Annotated in this window: 10 protein-coding genes and 1 pseudogene; 6 read left to right on the forward strand and 5 right to left on the reverse strand. The window is 71.1% G+C overall.

Annotated features, from left to right (window positions below; all coding sequences use genetic code 11):
- Window positions 1-71: 71 nt before the first annotated feature.
- Window positions 72-761: a DUF3105 domain-containing protein gene (locus tag AB0B72_RS04580; protein WP_367736914.1), complete on the forward strand. Its 690-nt coding sequence runs from the start codon at window positions 72-74 to the stop codon at window positions 759-761.
- A 9-nt stretch (window positions 762-770) separates the two neighbouring features.
- Here the strand turns inward: AB0B72_RS04580 and ald are convergent, their stop codons facing one another.
- Entirely contained in the window at window positions 771-1,907 is a 1,137-nt protein-coding gene (gene ald, locus AB0B72_RS04585; protein WP_367736915.1) for an alanine dehydrogenase, read from the reverse strand.
- 156 nt (window positions 1,908-2,063) lie between these two features.
- On the opposite strand from ald, the gene AB0B72_RS04590 reads away from it, so the two are divergent.
- Both AB0B72_RS04590 and AB0B72_RS04595 read left to right on the forward strand, forming a co-directional pair.
- Entirely contained in the window at window positions 2,064-3,224 is a 1,161-nt protein-coding gene (locus tag AB0B72_RS04590) for an excalibur calcium-binding domain-containing protein (RefSeq protein ID WP_367736916.1), read from the forward strand.
- Window positions 3,225-3,292: 68 nt separating this feature from the next.
- Window positions 3,293-3,934 (forward strand): hypothetical protein, encoded by a 642-nt coding sequence (locus AB0B72_RS04595; protein ID WP_367736917.1) that lies wholly within the window; start codon window positions 3,293-3,295, stop codon window positions 3,932-3,934.
- A gap of 42 nt (window positions 3,935-3,976) precedes the next feature.
- Here AB0B72_RS04595 and AB0B72_RS04600 read toward each other — a convergent pair whose 3' ends face one another.
- Entirely contained in the window at window positions 3,977-6,265 is a 2,289-nt protein-coding gene (locus AB0B72_RS04600; protein ID WP_367736918.1) for a xanthine dehydrogenase family protein molybdopterin-binding subunit, read from the reverse strand.
- 150 nt (window positions 6,266-6,415) lie between these two features.
- Here AB0B72_RS04600 and AB0B72_RS04605 point away from each other — a divergent pair, with 150 nt between their 5' ends.
- Window positions 6,416-7,933, forward strand: coding sequence for a PucR family transcriptional regulator (locus tag AB0B72_RS04605; RefSeq protein WP_367736919.1), 1,518 nt, complete (start codon window positions 6,416-6,418; stop codon window positions 7,931-7,933).
- On the opposite strand, the gene AB0B72_RS04610 is transcribed toward AB0B72_RS04605, so the two are convergent.
- Together AB0B72_RS04610 and AB0B72_RS04615 are read right to left on the reverse strand one after the other, a co-directional pair.
- Window positions 7,883-10,927, reverse strand: coding sequence for a BTAD domain-containing putative transcriptional regulator (locus AB0B72_RS04610; protein ID WP_367736920.1), 3,045 nt, complete (start codon window positions 10,925-10,927; stop codon window positions 7,883-7,885). The genes AB0B72_RS04605 and AB0B72_RS04610 overlap by 51 nt on opposite strands.
- A gap of 24 nt (window positions 10,928-10,951) precedes the next feature.
- Window positions 10,952-11,164 (reverse strand): hypothetical protein, encoded by a 213-nt coding sequence (locus tag AB0B72_RS04615; protein ID WP_367736921.1) that lies wholly within the window; start codon window positions 11,162-11,164, stop codon window positions 10,952-10,954.
- On the opposite strand from AB0B72_RS04615, the pseudogene AB0B72_RS04620 reads away from it, so the two are divergent.
- Window positions 11,153-11,248: pseudogene (locus AB0B72_RS04620) on the forward strand (helix-turn-helix domain-containing protein); the annotation flags it as partial. The gene AB0B72_RS04615 and the pseudogene AB0B72_RS04620 overlap by 12 nt on opposite strands.
- On the opposite strand, the gene AB0B72_RS04625 reads toward AB0B72_RS04620, so the two are convergent.
- Complete coding sequence (locus AB0B72_RS04625; protein WP_367736922.1) at window positions 11,207-14,203, reverse strand: BTAD domain-containing putative transcriptional regulator; 2,997 nt, start codon at window positions 14,201-14,203, stop codon at window positions 11,207-11,209. The pseudogene AB0B72_RS04620 and the gene AB0B72_RS04625 overlap by 42 nt on opposite strands.
- Before the next feature lie 1,230 nt (window positions 14,204-15,433).
- Between AB0B72_RS04625 and AB0B72_RS04630 the strand changes: the two genes are divergently transcribed.
- Window positions 15,434-16,732: a helix-turn-helix domain-containing protein gene (locus AB0B72_RS04630; protein WP_367736923.1), complete on the forward strand. Its 1,299-nt coding sequence runs from the start codon at window positions 15,434-15,436 to the stop codon at window positions 16,730-16,732.
- Window positions 16,733-16,790 lie beyond the last annotated feature (58 nt).

The raw sequence follows: 16,790 nt of genomic DNA on the forward strand, positions 1-16,790 counted from the left end.
CAAAGCGGCATCTACACGCACTATCCTCCATACCGCAGCGGGGGTGTCAGTGAGCGGCCGATGGAGGATGGATGACGAAGGAGAAGGCGCAGGCGAGGCGTGAGCACCTCGCCCGCATGCGTGCCGAGCAGAAGCGCAAGGAGCGGCGCACCGCGCTCCTGATGTGGGGGATCGGCGGCCTCGTCATCGTCGTGCTCGCCGGGCTCGCGATCGTCTACGTCGTGAAGGATCGGTCCACCAAGTCGCTGGACGCCGTCAAGTCCTACACGTACAAGGGCTCCGACCACAGCTGGGACCCGATCACCTACAAGGAGACCCCGCCCGTGGGCGGCCAGCACAACTTCTACTGGCAGAACTGCGGCATCTACGACAAGCCCATCCACAACGAGCACGGCGTCCACTCGCTGGAGCACGGCGCGGTGTGGATCACCTACCGCCCCGACCTGCCCAAGGCCGACGTCGACAAGCTCAAGACCCTCGCCTCCGCCGAGTACATGCTGCTCAGCCCGTACCCGAACCTGCCCGCGAAGGTCGTGGCCAGCTCCTGGGACCATCAGCTGACGCTCGACGGCGCCGACGACCCCCGTCTGCCCGCCTTCATCAAGAAGTACAAGCAGAACGCGACGTACACCCCCGAGCTCGGCGCGTCCTGCAGCGGCGGCGTCGGCACCACCGCCGACCAGAAGCCCCTGCCGCCGCCCGAGGGGCAGGGGACGCCGAGCCCCGAGGCCATGCCGAGCGCCTCACCCGCCGCCTCCTGAGCCTCCCGGTCACCCGGCCGGGCCGCTCAGGGGGACCAGGATCCGGTCGACCGGCACCGCCTCCAGGCCGTGCGCCTCGGCCACCGGGCGGCTGGTCAGGTGGCCCTCGTGGGTGCTGAGCCCACGGGCGAGCGCGGGGTCCGCTGTGAGGGCCTCGCGCCAGCCCAGGCCGGCGATCGCCAGCGCGTACGGCAAGGTCACGTTGGTCAGCGCGTACGTCGAGGTGTGGGGCACCGCGCCCGGCATGTTGGCGACGCAGTAGAAGACCGAGCCGTGCACCCGGTAGACGGGGTCGGCGTGGGTGGTCGGCCGGGAGTCCTCGAAGCAGCCGCCTTGGTCGATCGAGATGTCGACGAGCACCGAGCCCGTCTTCATCCGGGCGACCAGCGCGTTGCTCACCAGCGTGGGGGCCTTGGCGCCGGGCACCAGCACCGCGCCGATCACCAGGTCGGCGTCGAGCACGGCCCGCTCGATCTCGTACGCGTTGGACGCCACTGTCTGGCACCGCCCCTGGTAGAGCAGGTCGGCCTGGCGGAGGCGGTCGACGTCGCGATCCAGCAGCAGCACCTGCGCCTGCATGCCCACGGCGATCGAGGCGGCATTCATGCCGGACACGCCCGCGCCGACGACCACCACCTTCGCCGGGTAGACGCCGGGAACGCCGCCCATCAGGACCCCGCGCCCCCCGCCCTGCCGCATCAGGTGGTAGGCCCCCACCTGGGGGGCGAGCCGGCCCGCCACCTCGGACATGGGCGCCAGCAGCGGCAGCGTCCGATCCGCCTTCTGCACGGTCTCGTACGCGATGCCCGTCACACCCGAGTCGAGCATGGCCCGGGTGCACGCCTCGGACGCCGCCAGGTGGAGGTAGGTGAACAGCACCTGGCCCTTGCGCATCCGGGGGTACTCGGCGGCGACCGGCTCCTTGACCTTCAGCAGCAGGTCGCCCTCAGCCCACACCTCCTCCGCGGAGCCGAGGACGACGGCCCCGGCGGCGGCGAAGTCATCGTCCGGGATGGAGGAGCCGACCCCCGCCCCCTTCTCGACGAAGACCTTGTGGCCCTTCCGCACGAACTCGTTGACCCCGGCCGGCGTGATCGCGACACGGTACTCGTGAGTCTTGATCTCTCGGGGAACTCCGACCTTCATTCCTTCACTCTCCGCGCCCCGGCCGCCTCCCGCCATCGAGCAACGGCCAAGCATTTGGCTGTCATACGTGACAAATTGACAAGGCCGCGGAGTGGCGGCCGTCACATGGCGTGCTGATTACCCCCGGCTGGCGTAGCTCGCTAGGCTCACTGATCGATGGCAGGGATCGAGGTGGACATGCTGGACGGGCCCGTGCCGGGGGACCGGGAGCCCGGCGCATCGCTCCACGAGGCAGGACGCCCGGAGGCGGCCGGAGCCGGCGCGCCGCCGGTGGACCCGGCGAGCCCTGACGGGCCGGACGGGACCCCCGCAGACCCCGCGGGGGCGCCCGGGGCGCCGCAGGCCGCGCGCGGGACGACGATCGCGCTGGTCGCCGCCCTGGCCCTGGTCGTGGTGATGTCCGGCGTCCTCGGCGCCGTGGCGGTTCTCATGACCCGCAATCCCGACGCGCCGCCGTTGTCGCGCACGTCGGTGCGCCCGTTGTTGACGCCGATCCACTTCGCCCCGGTGACGGGGATCCGGCCCGCGCCCTGTGACGGCACCGACGCGGTTCCGGACGACAAGGGGACGAGCTGCTACCAGCTCGACCCCGGTGTCACCGTGAAGACGGTGCAGAAGCTGGAGGAGCTGCCGGAGAGCGGCGGGGACTACTCGCTCCGCGTCGTGCTGTCCCCCTCGGACCGGGACGAGATCGCGCAGCTCACCCGCGAGACCGTCAAGCAGCAGCTCGCCCTCGTGGTGGGGGAGAAGGTGGTGGCCGCGCCCCGCGTGGCCCAGGAGATCACCCAGGACAGTCTCAGCATCGCCGGGTTCACCAAGGCGCAGGCAGACTCCCTGATGACGCTGCTGATCGGCTCCGCCTCCCCGCCGCCCGCCACACCCCCCGTCCCGTCCGGCGGCCCCTCCGGCTCGGGCGCGAGTCAGCCGGGAGCCACCCAGCCCGGAGCCACGCAGCCTGGAGCCACCCAGCCCGGAGCCACGCAGCCTGGAGCCACGCAGCCCGGTGCGCCTCAGCCGGGAGCGACTCAGCCCGGGGCCACCCAGCCCGGTGGGACGAAGCCGGGCGCGACCCAGCCGGGGGCGACGCCGCCCGGAGTCACGCAGCCGGGTGCCTTGAGCGCCACCGGAGGCCGGCAGGGAGCCACCCACCCCGCCGGGTCCACCGGCTGGCTGGAGGGCGGGACGCGGCGGTTCGCCACGTGCAAGGACGCCACGGACAACGGCTACGGTCCGTACACGAAGGGCCGGCACAAGGAGTACGCCTGGTATCAGGACAAGGACCACGACGGCGTCGCCTGCGACCCCGACGACCTCTAATGATCGGCGCTGGCGGGTGCAAGCGCGGGTCAATCGCCCCGCAAGCGGCGGCGGTTACCGTCCGGATCGTGTTCAGCTCACTGTTGCGAGGCACGGCCGCCACGGCCGCGGCCGCCGCGTTCCTGATCCCCTCGGCCCCGGCGTCCGCCCAGACAGCGCAGGCCGCGCGGTCCGTCAAGCCCGCCAAGGTGGCCAAGCAGCTGTTCGGCGCGTGGTTGCGCGGCGACCGTCACGCGGCGGCGCAGGTGGCCACGCCGGCCGCCGTCGGCACCCTGTTCTCCTACGCCTACCGGGCGCCGGACGAGTTCGCCGGCTGCGCCGCGAACGTGTGCCGGTTCGTCCACACCAGCGTGTCCGTCCCCGGCGGGCTCGACGGCATCGTGATGATCGTGTCCGGGCCGAAGGTCGTGAAGGTCTACGAGTCGCGCCACATCACCAAGCCCGCCACAGCGGCCAAGCACCTGTTCGACGCCTGGAAGCGGCACGACCGCTACCGCGGCCTGGAGGTCGCGACGGCCTCCGTCGTCAAGTCCCTGTTCCACACGAGGTTCGACCCCGCCGGCGTGACGTACTTCTTCCAGGGCTGCGGCCCCGAGCCCAAGGGCACCTCCTGCGCCTACTCCTACGAGGGCGGCGCGATGCTGATGCACCTGCGCGGCTCGAAGGTCCGGGGCTACGAGGTGAGGTCGATCAGCTACATCGCCGACTGAGGCGGCCCGGCCCGTGCGCGGCGGCTCTGCCTGAGGCGGCGGTCAGACCCGTTCAGGTGTGAGGGCGATGTCCTCCGGCCGGATCGGCACGCGGGGAAGCGCCAGGCCGGTCGCGGCGCGCACCGCCGCCGCAACGGCCGGGGTGGACGACAGGGTGGGAGGCTCGCCCGCGCCGCGCAGGCCGTACGGCGCGTGCGGGTCGGGGTTCTCCAGGATCGACAGCCGCATCGGGGGCATGTCCAAGATCGTGGGGATGAGATAGTCGGTGAACGAGGGGTTGAGCACCCGCCCCTCCCTCACCTGGATCTCCTCCATCAGGGCCAGGCCGAGCCCCTGCGCGGTGCCGCCGTGGATCTGGCCCTCCAGCGCGAGAGGGTTGAGGACCTTCCCCACGTCCTGGACGGCGGCGAGCTCCACGACCCGCACCAGGCCCAGCTCGACGTCCACGTCGACCACGGCCCGGTGGACGCACAGCGCGAGCTGGGTGTGCGAGTCGCCCTGGCCCGTCAGCGGGTCGAGGGGGAACGTCGGCCGGTGGCGGAACTCCCGGGTCTCCTCGACCGGCCCGAACCGCTCCAGCAGGACCTCCACAGGCGTCCCAGGATGCGCGGCCCGCAGGCCGTCCAGGCGCTCGCGCACCGCCTCGCAGGCGGTCTTCACCGCGCCGCCCGTGACGTACGACTGGCGGGACGCCGAGGAGGACCCGGCCGACCCGACCGACGTGTCGGCCGGCGCCACCGTGACCCGCTCGATGCCCAGCTCGGTCCTGGCGATCTGCGCCTGGACCGTCACCAGGCCCTGGCCGACCTCGGCCGCCGCGGTGTGGACGAGCACGTGGGGCTCCCCGCCGAGCAGCTCGACCCGCACGCGGGCCGTGGAGTAGTCGTCGAAGCCCTCGGAGAAGCAGATGTTCTTGAGGCCGACGCCGTAGCCGACCCCCCGCCGCACACCCTCGCCGCGCGTCGCCTGGGCCACGCCTCCGGGCAGCGCCCGCAGATCCGGCTCGGCCGGCCGGTCGCCGGGCAGCGGCATCGCGGCCAGCTCGGCGAGCATCCCCGCGAGGGGCGCCGGACTGTCGATCACCTGGCCGGTCGCCAGCCGCGACCCCTGGGAGACGGCGTTGCGGATCCGGATCTCGACGGGGGAAAGGCCGCACGCCTCCGCCAGCCGGTCCATCTGCGACTCGTACGCGTAGCAGGCCTGGACCGCGCCGAACCCGCGCATCGCTCCGCAGGGCGGGTTGTTCGTGTACACGCCGTACGCGTCGATCCGGACGTTGGGCACCTCGTACGGCCCGACGCCCAGGGACGCGGCGTTGCCGACCACGGCCATGGTCGTCGAGCAGTACGCCCCGCCGTCGAGCAGCAACTCGGCGGTGACGTAGACGAGCCGCCCGCCAGCCGTGGCGCCGTGCTCGTAGCGCATCCGGGCCGGATGCCGGTGGACGTGGCCGAAGAACGACTCCTCCCGGCCGTACACCATCTTGACCGGCCTGCCGGTCCGCAGCGCCAGCATCGCGGCGTGGACCTGCATCGACAGGTCCTCGCGGGCGCCGAAGGCGCCGCCGACGCCGGCGAGCGACAACCGCACCTTGCCGGCGGGCAGGCCGAGGCACGGCGCGACCTGGCCCTGGTCGACGTGGAGCCACTGGGTGGCGACGTAGAGGTCCACCCCGCCGTCCTCGGCCGGCACGGCGAGGCCCGACTCGGGGCCCAGGAAGGCCTGGTCCTGCATGCCGACCTCGTACTCGCCGGTGACCACGACCTCGGCCTCGAAGGCGGATCCCACCCGGATCGGCTGGTGCCGCACCACGTTGCCCCCGGGGTGGACGGACGGGCACGACGGGTCGAACGCCGCGCGCCTGGGGTCGACGACGGCCTCGCGGACCTCGTAGTCGACGACGATCGCGGCGGCGGCCCGCCGGGCGGTCTCCGGATGGTCGGCGGCCACCAAGGCGACCGGCTCCCCCTGGTAGCGGACCTGGTCGACGGCGAGCACCGGTTGGTCCCTGCGCTCCAGGCCGTAGAACTTCTCACCGGGCACGTCCTCGTGGGTCAGCACGGCGAAGACGCCCGGCACGGCGAGGGCCGGGCCGACGTCCACCGACCGGATCCACGCGGAGGGGTGCGGGCTGCGCAGGGTCGCCCCCCACAGCATGCCCTCCAGCCACAGGTCGGAGGAGTAGGCGAACTCGCCGGTCACCTTCAGCGTGCCGTCGGGCCGTGGCGCGCTGTCGCCGACGCCGTCGCCCGTCCCCGGCCGGACACCCGTCTCCGTGCCCGTCCGCGTGCCCGTTTGTGTGCCCGTTTGGGTGCCGGTCTCCGTGCTCATCCGCCGCTCCGCCGCCAGTCGTGCCTTCCCACCGGGGTGGCCTGAGGGAAGTACATCAATCAGGGACGGGCCGGGCCTATCGGCGGGGGTATGAAACCCGGTGGCGGCCGGTGTCCGCGCTTGTAGATATCTCCAAATACGCTGTCCGGTGTGCTGCTGAGGGATCTGCTCGCCGTCGGGGAGCTGCGGCTCGCGCTCCTGGAGGGCGGCGAGCGGCTGGACCGCGAGATCCGCGGCGTCCTCATCACCGACCTGCCGGACCCCCGGCGGTACCTGTCGGGCGGCGAGGTGGTGCTCACCGGCCTCATGTGGCGCCAGGGGCCCGCAGACTCGGAGCGGTTCGTGGCCGCCCTCGCCGACGCGGGCGTGGCGGCACTCGGGGCGGGCGACGCGAGGCTCGGCATGATCCCGGACGACCTCGTCTCGGCCTGCCGGGACCGGGGCCTGCCGCTGTTCGAGGTGCCCATCGAGGTCTCCTTCGGGGCGGTCAGCGACCTCGTCGGCAGGCGCCTCGCCGGAGCCCAGGCCGGTGACCTGCGTAGCGCGCTCGGCCGCCACCGCAGGATCGTCGCCGCCGTGGCAGAGGGCGCCGGGCTCCCCGAGTTGTTCGGGCTCATCGAGGCGGAGCTGGAGGTGACTGCGGCGGTGATCTCCGCCTCCGGCTCGGTCATCGCGGGGGAGCTGCCCGGCGAGCAGGCCGTACGGCTGGCCCGCCGCTACCTGTCGGCCGTACGGCTGCCCCTGGTGGACCGGCGGGAGCCCGGCGGGCCGTTCACGTTGTTCGCCGTCGACCGCTCACACAGGGCCGCCGGATGGGCGCTGGTGTGCCGGGGCGAGATCGAGGCCGAGATCGGCTTCGAGCTCGCGTCGTGCGTGGCCATGCAGCGGGCCCGTACGGAGGAGGGCCGCCGCGTGGAGCGGCGGCTGGCCGAGCAGCTCATCGCGCTGGCCTGCTCGGGCGGCGACCCGGCCGAGCTGGCGGCCCGGCTGCGGACCTGCGGCGTCGACGCGGCCGAGCCGTACGCGATGGTCACCGCGACCGTCACCAGGCCGGGCGCGACGGAGGGGCCGGACCCGGCGCTGCTCGGCGGTCAGGTGGTGGAGGAACTGCTGGACCGGCGGGTGGTGGCCGCGGCCGGGGCGGACGGCTCGGTGGCGCTGGTGCCCCTCGGGGACGGTGAGGCGGGCGACCTTGCGGCCCGGCTGCGGGACCGCGCGGCCCCGCTGACCGCCGGGCTGCCGGGGACCAGGGTCTCCATCGGTGTGAGCGGCGCCCTGACCGGCCCGGCGGCCATCCGCGGCGGCGTCGAGGAGGCCGGCCACGCCCGGCGGATGGCCGAGGCGCGCGGCGGGGGAGTGGCCACCAGCGACGAGATCTACACGCACGCGCTGCTGCTGGCCACCGTGCCCGGCGACATCCGGGGGTCGTTCGCCGCGCGGCTGCTCGGGCCGCTGTTCGACTACGACCGGCGGCACGGCGCGGAGCTGGTACGGACCCTCGGCGCGTTCCTCGACTGCGCCGGATCCTGGAACGGCTGCGCGGAGCGCCTGCACGTCCACGTCAACACGGTCCGCTACCGCATCCGGCGGGTCGAGGAGCTCACCGGCAAGGACCTGTCATCGATGTCCGACCGCGTCGACCTGTTCCTCGCCCTCCGCGCCGGCTGACTCCCCCCTTCCCCGGCTCTCCTGGCCGGTCGGCGGCTCGCCTGATGGGCTTTCTGATCCGAGGGCGGCGAGCCCCTTCTCGGCGTCCGCCAACCTGCGGCGGTCCCCGGAGTCGCGCGCCAGCGCCAGCATCTCCCCGAAGCTGGCCCGGGCCTCGTCGAGCCGGCCGAGACGTCGCTGGGCCTCACCTAGGTGGCCGAGACATTTCGGCAGCGTAGTACGATGTCTGCTCTCGCGGACGAGGGCGAGGGCCTTCCCGAACAGAATGACCGCCGACCAGGGGTCGTCCTCCTTGAGCCGGACCTGGCCCATCAGGAGTAGCGCATCACACTCGTGCATCAGGTCCCCCGCCTTTCGCGCCATGGCATGCGCTTCACGTCCTGTCCTCATGGCGGCGGTCATCTTCCCCTGGCCCAAGAGCGCGCCGACCACGGACATGAGGGCGTGCCGCTCTCCCACCTCCGACGCGATCTCCCGCGTGATGTCCAGCTGGGCCCGTGCGTAGGCGAGAGCCTCCTCATACCGCTCCATGAGGAGGTAGACGACGGCCAGGTTGCCGAGGGCCCTCATCTCGGAGAACCGGTCCCCGCGGCCGCGTTGGAGCTCGAGCTCGGTGCGCAGGTGGGGGATCGCCTCCTCGGTCCGCCAGAGGTGATCCAGCCCGATCGCCACGTATCCGTGGGCGAGAGCGAGGACGTCGCGGTCGCCCATCCGCTCTCCGGCGTTCAGGGCATGCCGGCTGCTGCTCAGAATGTCGTCGGGCTGCCCCAGATAGGTGAGCGGCCAGTGCAACGAGAAGGCGAGGTGCGCGCCGGCGCGGGCCACGGACTCGTGCGGCGACGCCGTCGCCTGCGCCACGGCGGCGAGGACGTTCGCGCGCTCCGCCTCGAGCCACGCGAGGGCGTCGGATGCCTCGCTGAGGGCGATCGGCTCCCGCACGCGGAAGCTGTACGGAGGATGCACACGCTGGTGATCCAGCAGCTTCATGGCGAGGCGGGCGGTCTCACCGTAGAGACCGACGGCCCGCTCCAGCGCGTCCCGCCGTGTGCCTTCGTCCAGGTGCCGCTCCGCCAACTCCATCGCGAAGAGGCGGACCAGGTCGTGCAAGAGGACCCGGCCGTGCTCGTCCGTCTCGGCCAGGTGGGCGCGGACGAGGCGGTCGACACACCGTTCTGCTTCGGCGGAGGAGGCGTCGAGGAGGGCGGCGAGGACGTCGGGGGCGATGCTCGGAACATGAAGGACGCCAAGGTGGCACAGGGCCCGCGCGGCCGCCTGGTCGACGGGACGGGGGCTCCGTGACAGCAGGTCGTAGCTCAGTTCGAGGCTCGCACGGACCGTGACATCCCCGGTCTCCAGCTCGTGAAGTATCCGCCGCCGGTCGCGGAGCCGCTCGACCAGGTCCCCCAGTGCCGCGTGGGGCCGGTCCATCAGCCGGGCCGCGGCCAGGCGTAGAGCCAGGGGCAGGCGGCCGCACAGGCTTGTCAGCTCGTCCGCGGCGGAGGGATCGGCCGCGACACGCCGCTCGCCGACCAGCGCGCTGAGCATGCCGACGGCCTCGGCCGACGGCAGGGTGGCCAAGCGCAGGGAAACGCAGTCGTCGGCGATCGCGAACGACTCGCGGCTGGTGATCAGGACGGCGGTGCCCGGCGGCATCCGCAGCAGGGGGCGGACCTGGTGGGGGCCGGAGGCGTCGTCGAGCACGATGAGCACGCGGAGTCCCTGGAGCCGGTCCCTGAGCATCGACGCCGCCTCTTCCGGCTCGGTCGGGACCGCTTCGGGTCGCACTCCCATGCCGCGCAGCAGCCTGCCCAGCATGTCGACCGGCTTCAGCTGTTCGACGCCTGGGGTCGCCCCGAGCAGATTCACGTACACCTGCCCGTCCCGGAAGGCATCGCGGACGGCGTGGGCGGCATGGATCGCCAGCGCGGACTTGCCGGCCCCGGCGGTTCCCGTGATGGCGACGACCGCCTGGGAAGGGTCTCCGTTGCCCGGGGCGAGCAGCGACCGGAGGCGTCTCAGCTCCGCCGTCCGCCCCACGAAGACCCCGAGGTCCCGGGGGAGTTGGCGTGGCGTATGGGGAGTCCCTTCCCGCGAGTGGGCCGCCTCGGGTCCGGGGAGGCGGATCTCACCCGAGGCAGGCGGATCGAGGCGGGGGTCGTTGCGCAAGATGAGCTCGTGACAGGTTCGCAGGCCCTCGCCGGGGTCTACGCCGAGCCGCTCGGCCAGTAGGTCCCGGATCTCCACAAAGACGTTCAGCGCCTCCGCCTGCCTGCCGCACCGGTACAGGGCGAGCATCAGCAGTTCCCAGGCCCGCTCCCGCAGCGGGTCCTTGCCGACGAGATGCTTGAGGTCCTCGACGGCCTTTTGATGCTGCCCAAGCTCCAGCAGGAGGTCGGCGCGCTCCTCGCCGGCCGTTACGCGCGACCCCTCCAGCCGGGCGCGTTCGGTCTCGGCGAACGGCCCGGGGATGCCGCACAGCGCCGGGCCGGCCCACAGCTCCAGCGCCTTGTCGAACGCGCGCAACGCACCTGGACCGTCGCCCTTTTCGCGGTGGCGTCGAGCCTGGATCAAACGCCGTTCGAACTCCTCGGCGTCGACGTGGACCTCGTCGCGCCGCAGCAGGTATCCCCCGGCCGCGCTGACCAGCAGGGCGTAGGGCCCGCGCCGTCCGCGGCCCGGTTCCAGCGCTCGCCTCAGCCCGCCGACGTAGGTGTAGATGCTCTGTCCCGCCGTGTCCGGGGCGCCGCCGCCCCACAGCCCGCCGATGAGCTGTTCCTTGCTCACGACCTGCCCCGGCTCGGCGGCGAGCAGACAAAGCGCCGCACGTTGCAACGGCGGGCCGAGGTCGATCTCCCGCCCCTTGCGCCATGCCGCGACCGGGCCCAGCAGCCGGAGGCGTACGACGGCGGATGGGAATTCGGGGGGATCGCCTGCCGTGTCCATGCGGCTTCTGGCCTCCGGTGACAACTGGGGGTGCACGATGTCGATACGCATGCCGGCTCTGGTGACGACCTGCCGTCAGATCAGCTGTGCGCCGCCGGCAGGCTGCGATGACGGAGCGAGAGGACCGGGGAAGGCGATCTGGATGATGAACGGCGCCTCGGACGCGGCGCCGGTCCACCGTTCGTTCCCCGCTTCGCGCGCGATCGTCATCGCCTCCTGAGCGTACGCCAGGGCGCGCGCGGGCTGCCGCAGCAGGCGTCGCGCGAGGCGGAGCGCCTGCACGTCCACGTCAACACGGTCCGCTACCGCATCCGGCGGGTCGAGGACCTGTCATCGGTGTCCGATCGCGTCGACCTGTTCCTCGCCCTTCGGGCCGGCTGAGTCGAGGTGATCCGAGCCGTCGAGCAGCGCGAGCTCCTTGGCCGCCGCCGCCTCCCAGCTCTCGTCACCGAGCTCGCGTCCCACTGTCAGCGCCTCGCGAAAACAGGCCAGTGCCACCTCTATGTGGCCGAGCAGCCGCCTGCTCCGGCCGAGGTGGGTGAGGATCCTCGGCACCGCGTCGCGATATCCCACCTCACGGCTGAGCAGGAGAGCCTGCTCGAACAGATCACAGGCCGGTCCCGGGGCGTCCTCCTCGAACCGGACGCGCGCCATGCTGCACAGCGCCTCTGCCTCGTGCATGCGGTCGCCCGCCTCCCGCGCCAGTGTGTGCAGGTCACACGCCGCGGCCATGGACGCCGGCAGGTCGCCCAGGCCGAACTGCGCCCAGCCGATGCCGAGCAGGGAGTGCCGGGCCCCCACCTCGGACCCGATCTCCCTGGCGATCTCCTGCTGGGCCTGGGAGCAGGAGAGGGCTTCTTCGTACCGCTCCATGAGCGAATAGGTGACGGACATGTTGCCGAGCGCCTTCATCTCCGCGAACCGGTCACGCTGGGAGCGCTGCAGCGCCAGTTCTGTCCGGAGATGTGCGAGCGCCTCTTCCTCACGTCCCATGAAGTGCAGGCTGGTGCCGAGGTAGCCGTGTGCCAGAGCGAGCACGTTCTGATCGCCTGTCCGTTCCCCCACCCGCAGGGCTTGCTGGTGCATGACCCGGACGTCGTTGCGGTGGCCCGTGTAGGCCAGAGGCCAGTGGCACGAGAAGGCGAGATGCGCGCCGGTACGGGCGACTGAGTGGTCCGGAGACGACATCGCCTGCGCGGCGGCGGCAAGGATGTTCGCGCTCTCTCTCCCCAGCCAGGCATGAGCGTCCTGCAGCCCGGCGAGGGGGACGGGCTCCCGCTCAGCGAAGGTGTAGGCAGGATGCACGCGCTGCGGATCCATCAGCTTCATGGCGAGGCGGGCGGTCACTCCGTAGAGGCCGAGCGCCCGCTCCAGCGCGTCCCGCCGCGTGCCATCGTTCAAGTGCCGCTCCGCCATCTCCATCGCGAAGAGGCGGACCAGGTCGTGCAGGAGCACCCGGCCGTGCTCGTCCGTCTCGGCCAGGTGGGCGCGGACGAGACGGTCGACACACCGTTCTGCTTCGGCGGAGGAGGCGTCGAGTAGGGCGGCGAGGATGTCGGGGGCGATGCTGGGGATGTGGAGGACGCCAAGGTGGCACAGGGCCCGCGCGGCCGCCTGGTCGATGGGGCGAGGGCTCCGTGACAGCAGGTCGTAGCTCAGTTCGAGGCTCGCGCGAATCGTGATCTCGCCGGCCTCCAGCTCGTGGAGGATCCGCCGCCGGTCGCGGAGCCGCCGGACAAGGTCCCCCAGGGGCGCGTGCGGCCGGTCCGTCAGCCGGGCCGCGGCCAGGCGCAGAGCCAGGGGCAGTCCACCGCACACACGCACCAGCTCGGCGGCGTCGGAGGAGTCGATCGCGACGCGCGAGGCGCCCAGCAGCGCGCTCAGCATGGCGAGAGCCTCGTCTGGCGGCATGGTGGCCAGACGCAAAGGCACGCAGTCGTCCGCGATGGAGAACGACTCCCTGCTCGTGATCAGGACGGCGGTCCCCAACGGCATCCGCAACAGCGGGCGGACCTGATCGGGGCCGGAGGCGTCGTCGAGCACGATCAGCACCCGGCGCTTCTGCAGCCGGTCCCTGAGCATTGTCGCCGCTTCGTCCGGCTCGGAGGGGACGGCCTCGGGGCGCGTCCCCAAGGCGCGCAGGAGTCTGCCGAGCACATCGAGCGGCCCTAGTTGCTCGACCCCAGGGGTCGCTCCGAGGAGGTTGGCGTACACCTGCCCGTCCGGGAAGGCGTCGCGGACGGCGTGGGCGGCGTGGATCGCCAGCGCCGACTTGCCGGCCCCGGCGGTCCCCGTGATGGCGACGACCGCCTGGGAAGGGTCTCCGTTGCCCGGGGCGAGCAGCGACCGGAGGCGTCTGAGCTCCTCCGTCCGCCCCACGAACAGCCCTATGTCTCGGGGAAGCTGGCGCGGTGTGTGAGGGTCTTTCTCCGGTGAGGAGGCTGTCGAGGGGCCGGACAGATGGATCTCACCCGATCCCGGCGGGTCGATGCGGGGGTCGTTGCGCAAGATGAGCTCGTGGCAGGTTCGCAGCCGTTCGCCGGGGTCCACGCCCAGCTGGTCGGCCAGCAGAGTCCGGATCTCCACGTAGGAGTTCAACGCCTCCGCCTGCCTGCCGCACCGGTAGAGGGCGATCATGAGGAGTTCCCGCGCCCGCTCGCGGACTGGAGCGTTGCTCACGAGGTCGGTGAGGCCCTCCGCCGCCTCCTGGTGGCGCCCCAGGTGGAGCAGCACGTCGGCACGGTCCTCGCCGGCCGCCAGGCGCAGTTCCTCCAACCGGATACGCTCCGCGTCGGCGAACGGGCCGGGGACTCCGCACAGGGCGGGACCCGACCATAATTCCCACGCCGCGTCGAACGCCTTGAGCGACCCCTCGTAGTCGTCGGCCGCCCTGAGCCGTCGCGCGTCCTGGAGACCGCGCTGGAAGTCCTCCGCGTCGATCCGCAACGACTCGCGCAGCAGCACGTAGCCCATGGACCTGTTCAGCAGCGCTGAGAAAGGGCCGCGCGGTCCCTTTCCGGGTTCCAGCACGCGCCGCAGGCCGGCGATGTAGGTGTAGATGCTCTGGGCGGCGGTCTTGGGAGGGGGCCCGTCCCACAGGCCGCCGATCAGCTTCGCCTTGGTGACCACTTGTCCCGGCTGAGAGGCGAGCAGACACAGGGTCGCGCGTTGCAACGGCGGCCCCAGTGGGACGCCCTGGCCCTCACGCCATGCCGCCACCGGACCCAGCAGCCGGAGGCGCAAAAGCGCGGGCCGGAAGCCTGCACTGTCATCCGCCGTCACCGCGCTCTCGGTCGAGAGCTGCTCTGACGGCCGCGTCGCGTCCACGTGTCAGCTGTCCGCGAGAGGGCTCAGCACCCGCAGGCGGAAGGAGGAGTGCTGGAACATTGCGCGTTTGCCCGCGATATCCATACGTCTATCAAACTCCACATGAATACGGCTAGATGATTCGAGGCGCTCCGGTGATGTGTGGCCAGCACCTTGACCTAGCGTCCAGTCGCCGTCGCGACACTGGTCGGCTCTTCGCAACCGAGCTCTCCTGGGGCTTGAAAAGCCATTGCATCGCCACAGGAGAGTCATGTCGTGAGATCCAATATGCCACTATCCGTCTACATTCCGTCTAGATGCCGCCCAGCGACTTCCTCTCGGCGCAACAGGTGATCAACCCCGACGCGGAGCGACCGCAACCGTGGTCTCCTCGCCCCGATTACTCCTGTGTGGCGGATGGCTCTCCGTAGTCCTCGGCGGGGACCCGTGGGCGCTCTGAGGCGTTAAGTGCGCTGTCCGCGTGGCAACCAAGGGGGCGGCGCCCGCTTGGTGATCTCGGCTCTTGATGGCGGTGGGAACCATGCCCGCCCAAGCCGACCGCGTGATAGTGCCGGAAGTCCAGTTGAACGGACAATCAGGTGCCTTTTCTGGCCAGCGCTTTCCTTTGATGGAATTCCAAAGGAAATCATGTCCGCCTGACGCCTGGTCGAATCCGCGATGATCATAATTATCTGCCCGACTGGCCCGTTATCGAGGGCCTATTCCTGGCGCGGGCGAGAGGGTGAAGGCAGGTCCATTCGATGCGGGGTGACGAGCTATACAGGAAAGGCTCCAGGGACCGGAATGCGGGCCATGGAGAGCCTCCTGGGTGAGACGCCGAGTCGTCGGCCGCAGATACACACCGACTTCGAGTCGTGCTGCTCTGTGGCTGGCGGGGAGGACGCGTCACCCAGGCGCTCGGCAGGGTGTCACTGGTGCCGTGTGATGCGCTCCAGCCCGTGTGTCGTGGATCTATCGATCATGTCGCAGTCATGTCACAGCCTGGTCTCGGATCGCCATCTGCGACCCTCCCGGGTGCGCCGGACCATGTAACGGGTCAGCAGCAGAGTTCCATGGATGCCATGCGGGACAGCGTGGGTGCTGACGCGGAGGCGTTCGCGGCCGTAGCATTGCTGACAGCGACGATGGAGACTGACACGAAGGCAGTCAGGGTGAGCATCACGAGGCGGCGCATGAAAGCCTCTTTCGTTGAGCTTGGTAGTCGGGCTTACATTGTGTGTAGGGGTGCGTATGGTCAGTCAAGGTTTGGTCGGAGAGCGGATCAAGATGATTCGCAGGCAGCGCGGCTTTTCTCAGGCCCAACTCGCCCATCCCGAGCTTTCTGATAGCTATGTTTCCCTCATCGAGAGCGGGAAACGCACCCCGACCCCCGCGGTTCTGGAGCTGTTGGCCCAGAAGCTTGACTGCTCACTCACCTACCTCATGAACGGCGTCACCGCCGAGCAGATGGAGGAGCTGGAGCTGGGCCTGGGGTTCGCTCGCATGGCTCTGGACAACGGTGACATCGCCGAAGCGCGGCGCCGCTACGCCGAGCTCCTCGAGGACAGCAACCTGGCCGGTCTCGCGTCCATGCGAGAGGACGCGCAGTACGGGTACGCCCTGGCGGCCGAGGCCTGTGGTGACCTGCTGGAGGCGATCGCGGTTCTGAAGGTGCTGTACGAGCAGAGCACGGAAGGGCGTACCGCGGCCCGCCGCGTGGCCATAGCCATCGCGCTGTGCCGTTGTTACCGCGAATACGGTGACTTGCAGACTGCGGTGAAGGTCGGCGAGGAGGCCCTTGGGATCGCATCTTCCTCGCCGGCCTGGGACGACGACCTGGTAGAGCTCGGCTCAACGCTTCTGTCCGTCTACATCGTGCGCGCCGACTTCCTCTGCGCGCGACAGTTCTCCAAGGAACTGCTGGCGGCCGCCGATGCGCTTGGCACCCCTCGGTCCATCGTCGCCGCTTCCTGGAACGCGGCGGTAGCCGCACACGAGGTCGGCTTCGATGAGGAGGCGACGTCACTGCTGGAGCGGGCATTGGCCCTTCACTCGGAGAACGGTGAGCCGCGAAATCTGGCCCGCCTTCGCTCCGCCCACGCCAAGCTCCTGCTGCGCGTTGCTCCGGGCGAGGTGGACACCGCCAGGAATCTGGCGGTACGTGCGTTGCGGGAGCTGAAGGAGTCGTCCGCCGGAACCTCGGCCATCGCGCGCTGCCATTTGACCATCGCGCGTGCCGAGCTTCTCCTCGATCACCCTGCTGAGGCGTTGGAACACGCGCTGATGGCTCGGGAGATCGCCATCGCCGGGACCAACAGGACAGTGATCGCGGACGCTCACCTGGTGCTCGGCCAGGCGTACTGGCTGCTGCGCAGAGACGAGGAGGCACTCGCCGCGCTCGGCGAGGCCACGCGGTCGCTGGAACTACTTCCCTCCACCCAAGCCACGGCGGAGATCTGGCAGACCGCCGCCGAGGTACTGGGCAGATTGGGCGGGCACGAGGCCAGCACTGCCGCGTACCACCAGGCTCTCGCCTGCGTCGGCCTCTGACTCACGGGCTCATCGGTCCGGAAGGCGGCCGTCCACAGGTTCGCCGGGCGGGGGTACG

Source organism: Microbispora sp. NPDC049125 (assembly GCF_040802045.1).
Classification (GTDB): Bacteria; Actinomycetota; Actinomycetes; order Streptosporangiales; family Streptosporangiaceae; genus Microbispora.

Bases quoted from the DNA above. Each gene is read 5' to 3' on its own strand.
- ald (WP_367736915.1), bottom strand. From the start codon at position 1,907: ATGAAGGTCGGAGTTCCCCGAGAGATCAAGACTCACGAGTACCGTGTC.
- AB0B72_RS04580 (WP_367736914.1), top strand. From the start codon at position 72: ATGACGAAGGAGAAGGCGCAGGCGAGGCGTGAGCACCTCGCCCGCATG.
- AB0B72_RS04630 (WP_367736923.1), top strand. From the start codon at position 15,434: ATGGTCAGTCAAGGTTTGGTCGGAGAGCGGATCAAGATGATTCGCAGG.
- AB0B72_RS04600 (WP_367736918.1), bottom strand. From the start codon at position 6,265: ATGAGCACGGAGACCGGCACCCAAACGGGCACACAAACGGGCACGCGG.
- AB0B72_RS04610 (WP_367736920.1), bottom strand. From the start codon at position 10,927: ATGCGTATCGACATCGTGCACCCCCAGTTGTCACCGGAGGCCAGAAGC.
- AB0B72_RS04590 (WP_367736916.1), top strand. From the start codon at position 2,064: ATGGCAGGGATCGAGGTGGACATGCTGGACGGGCCCGTGCCGGGGGAC.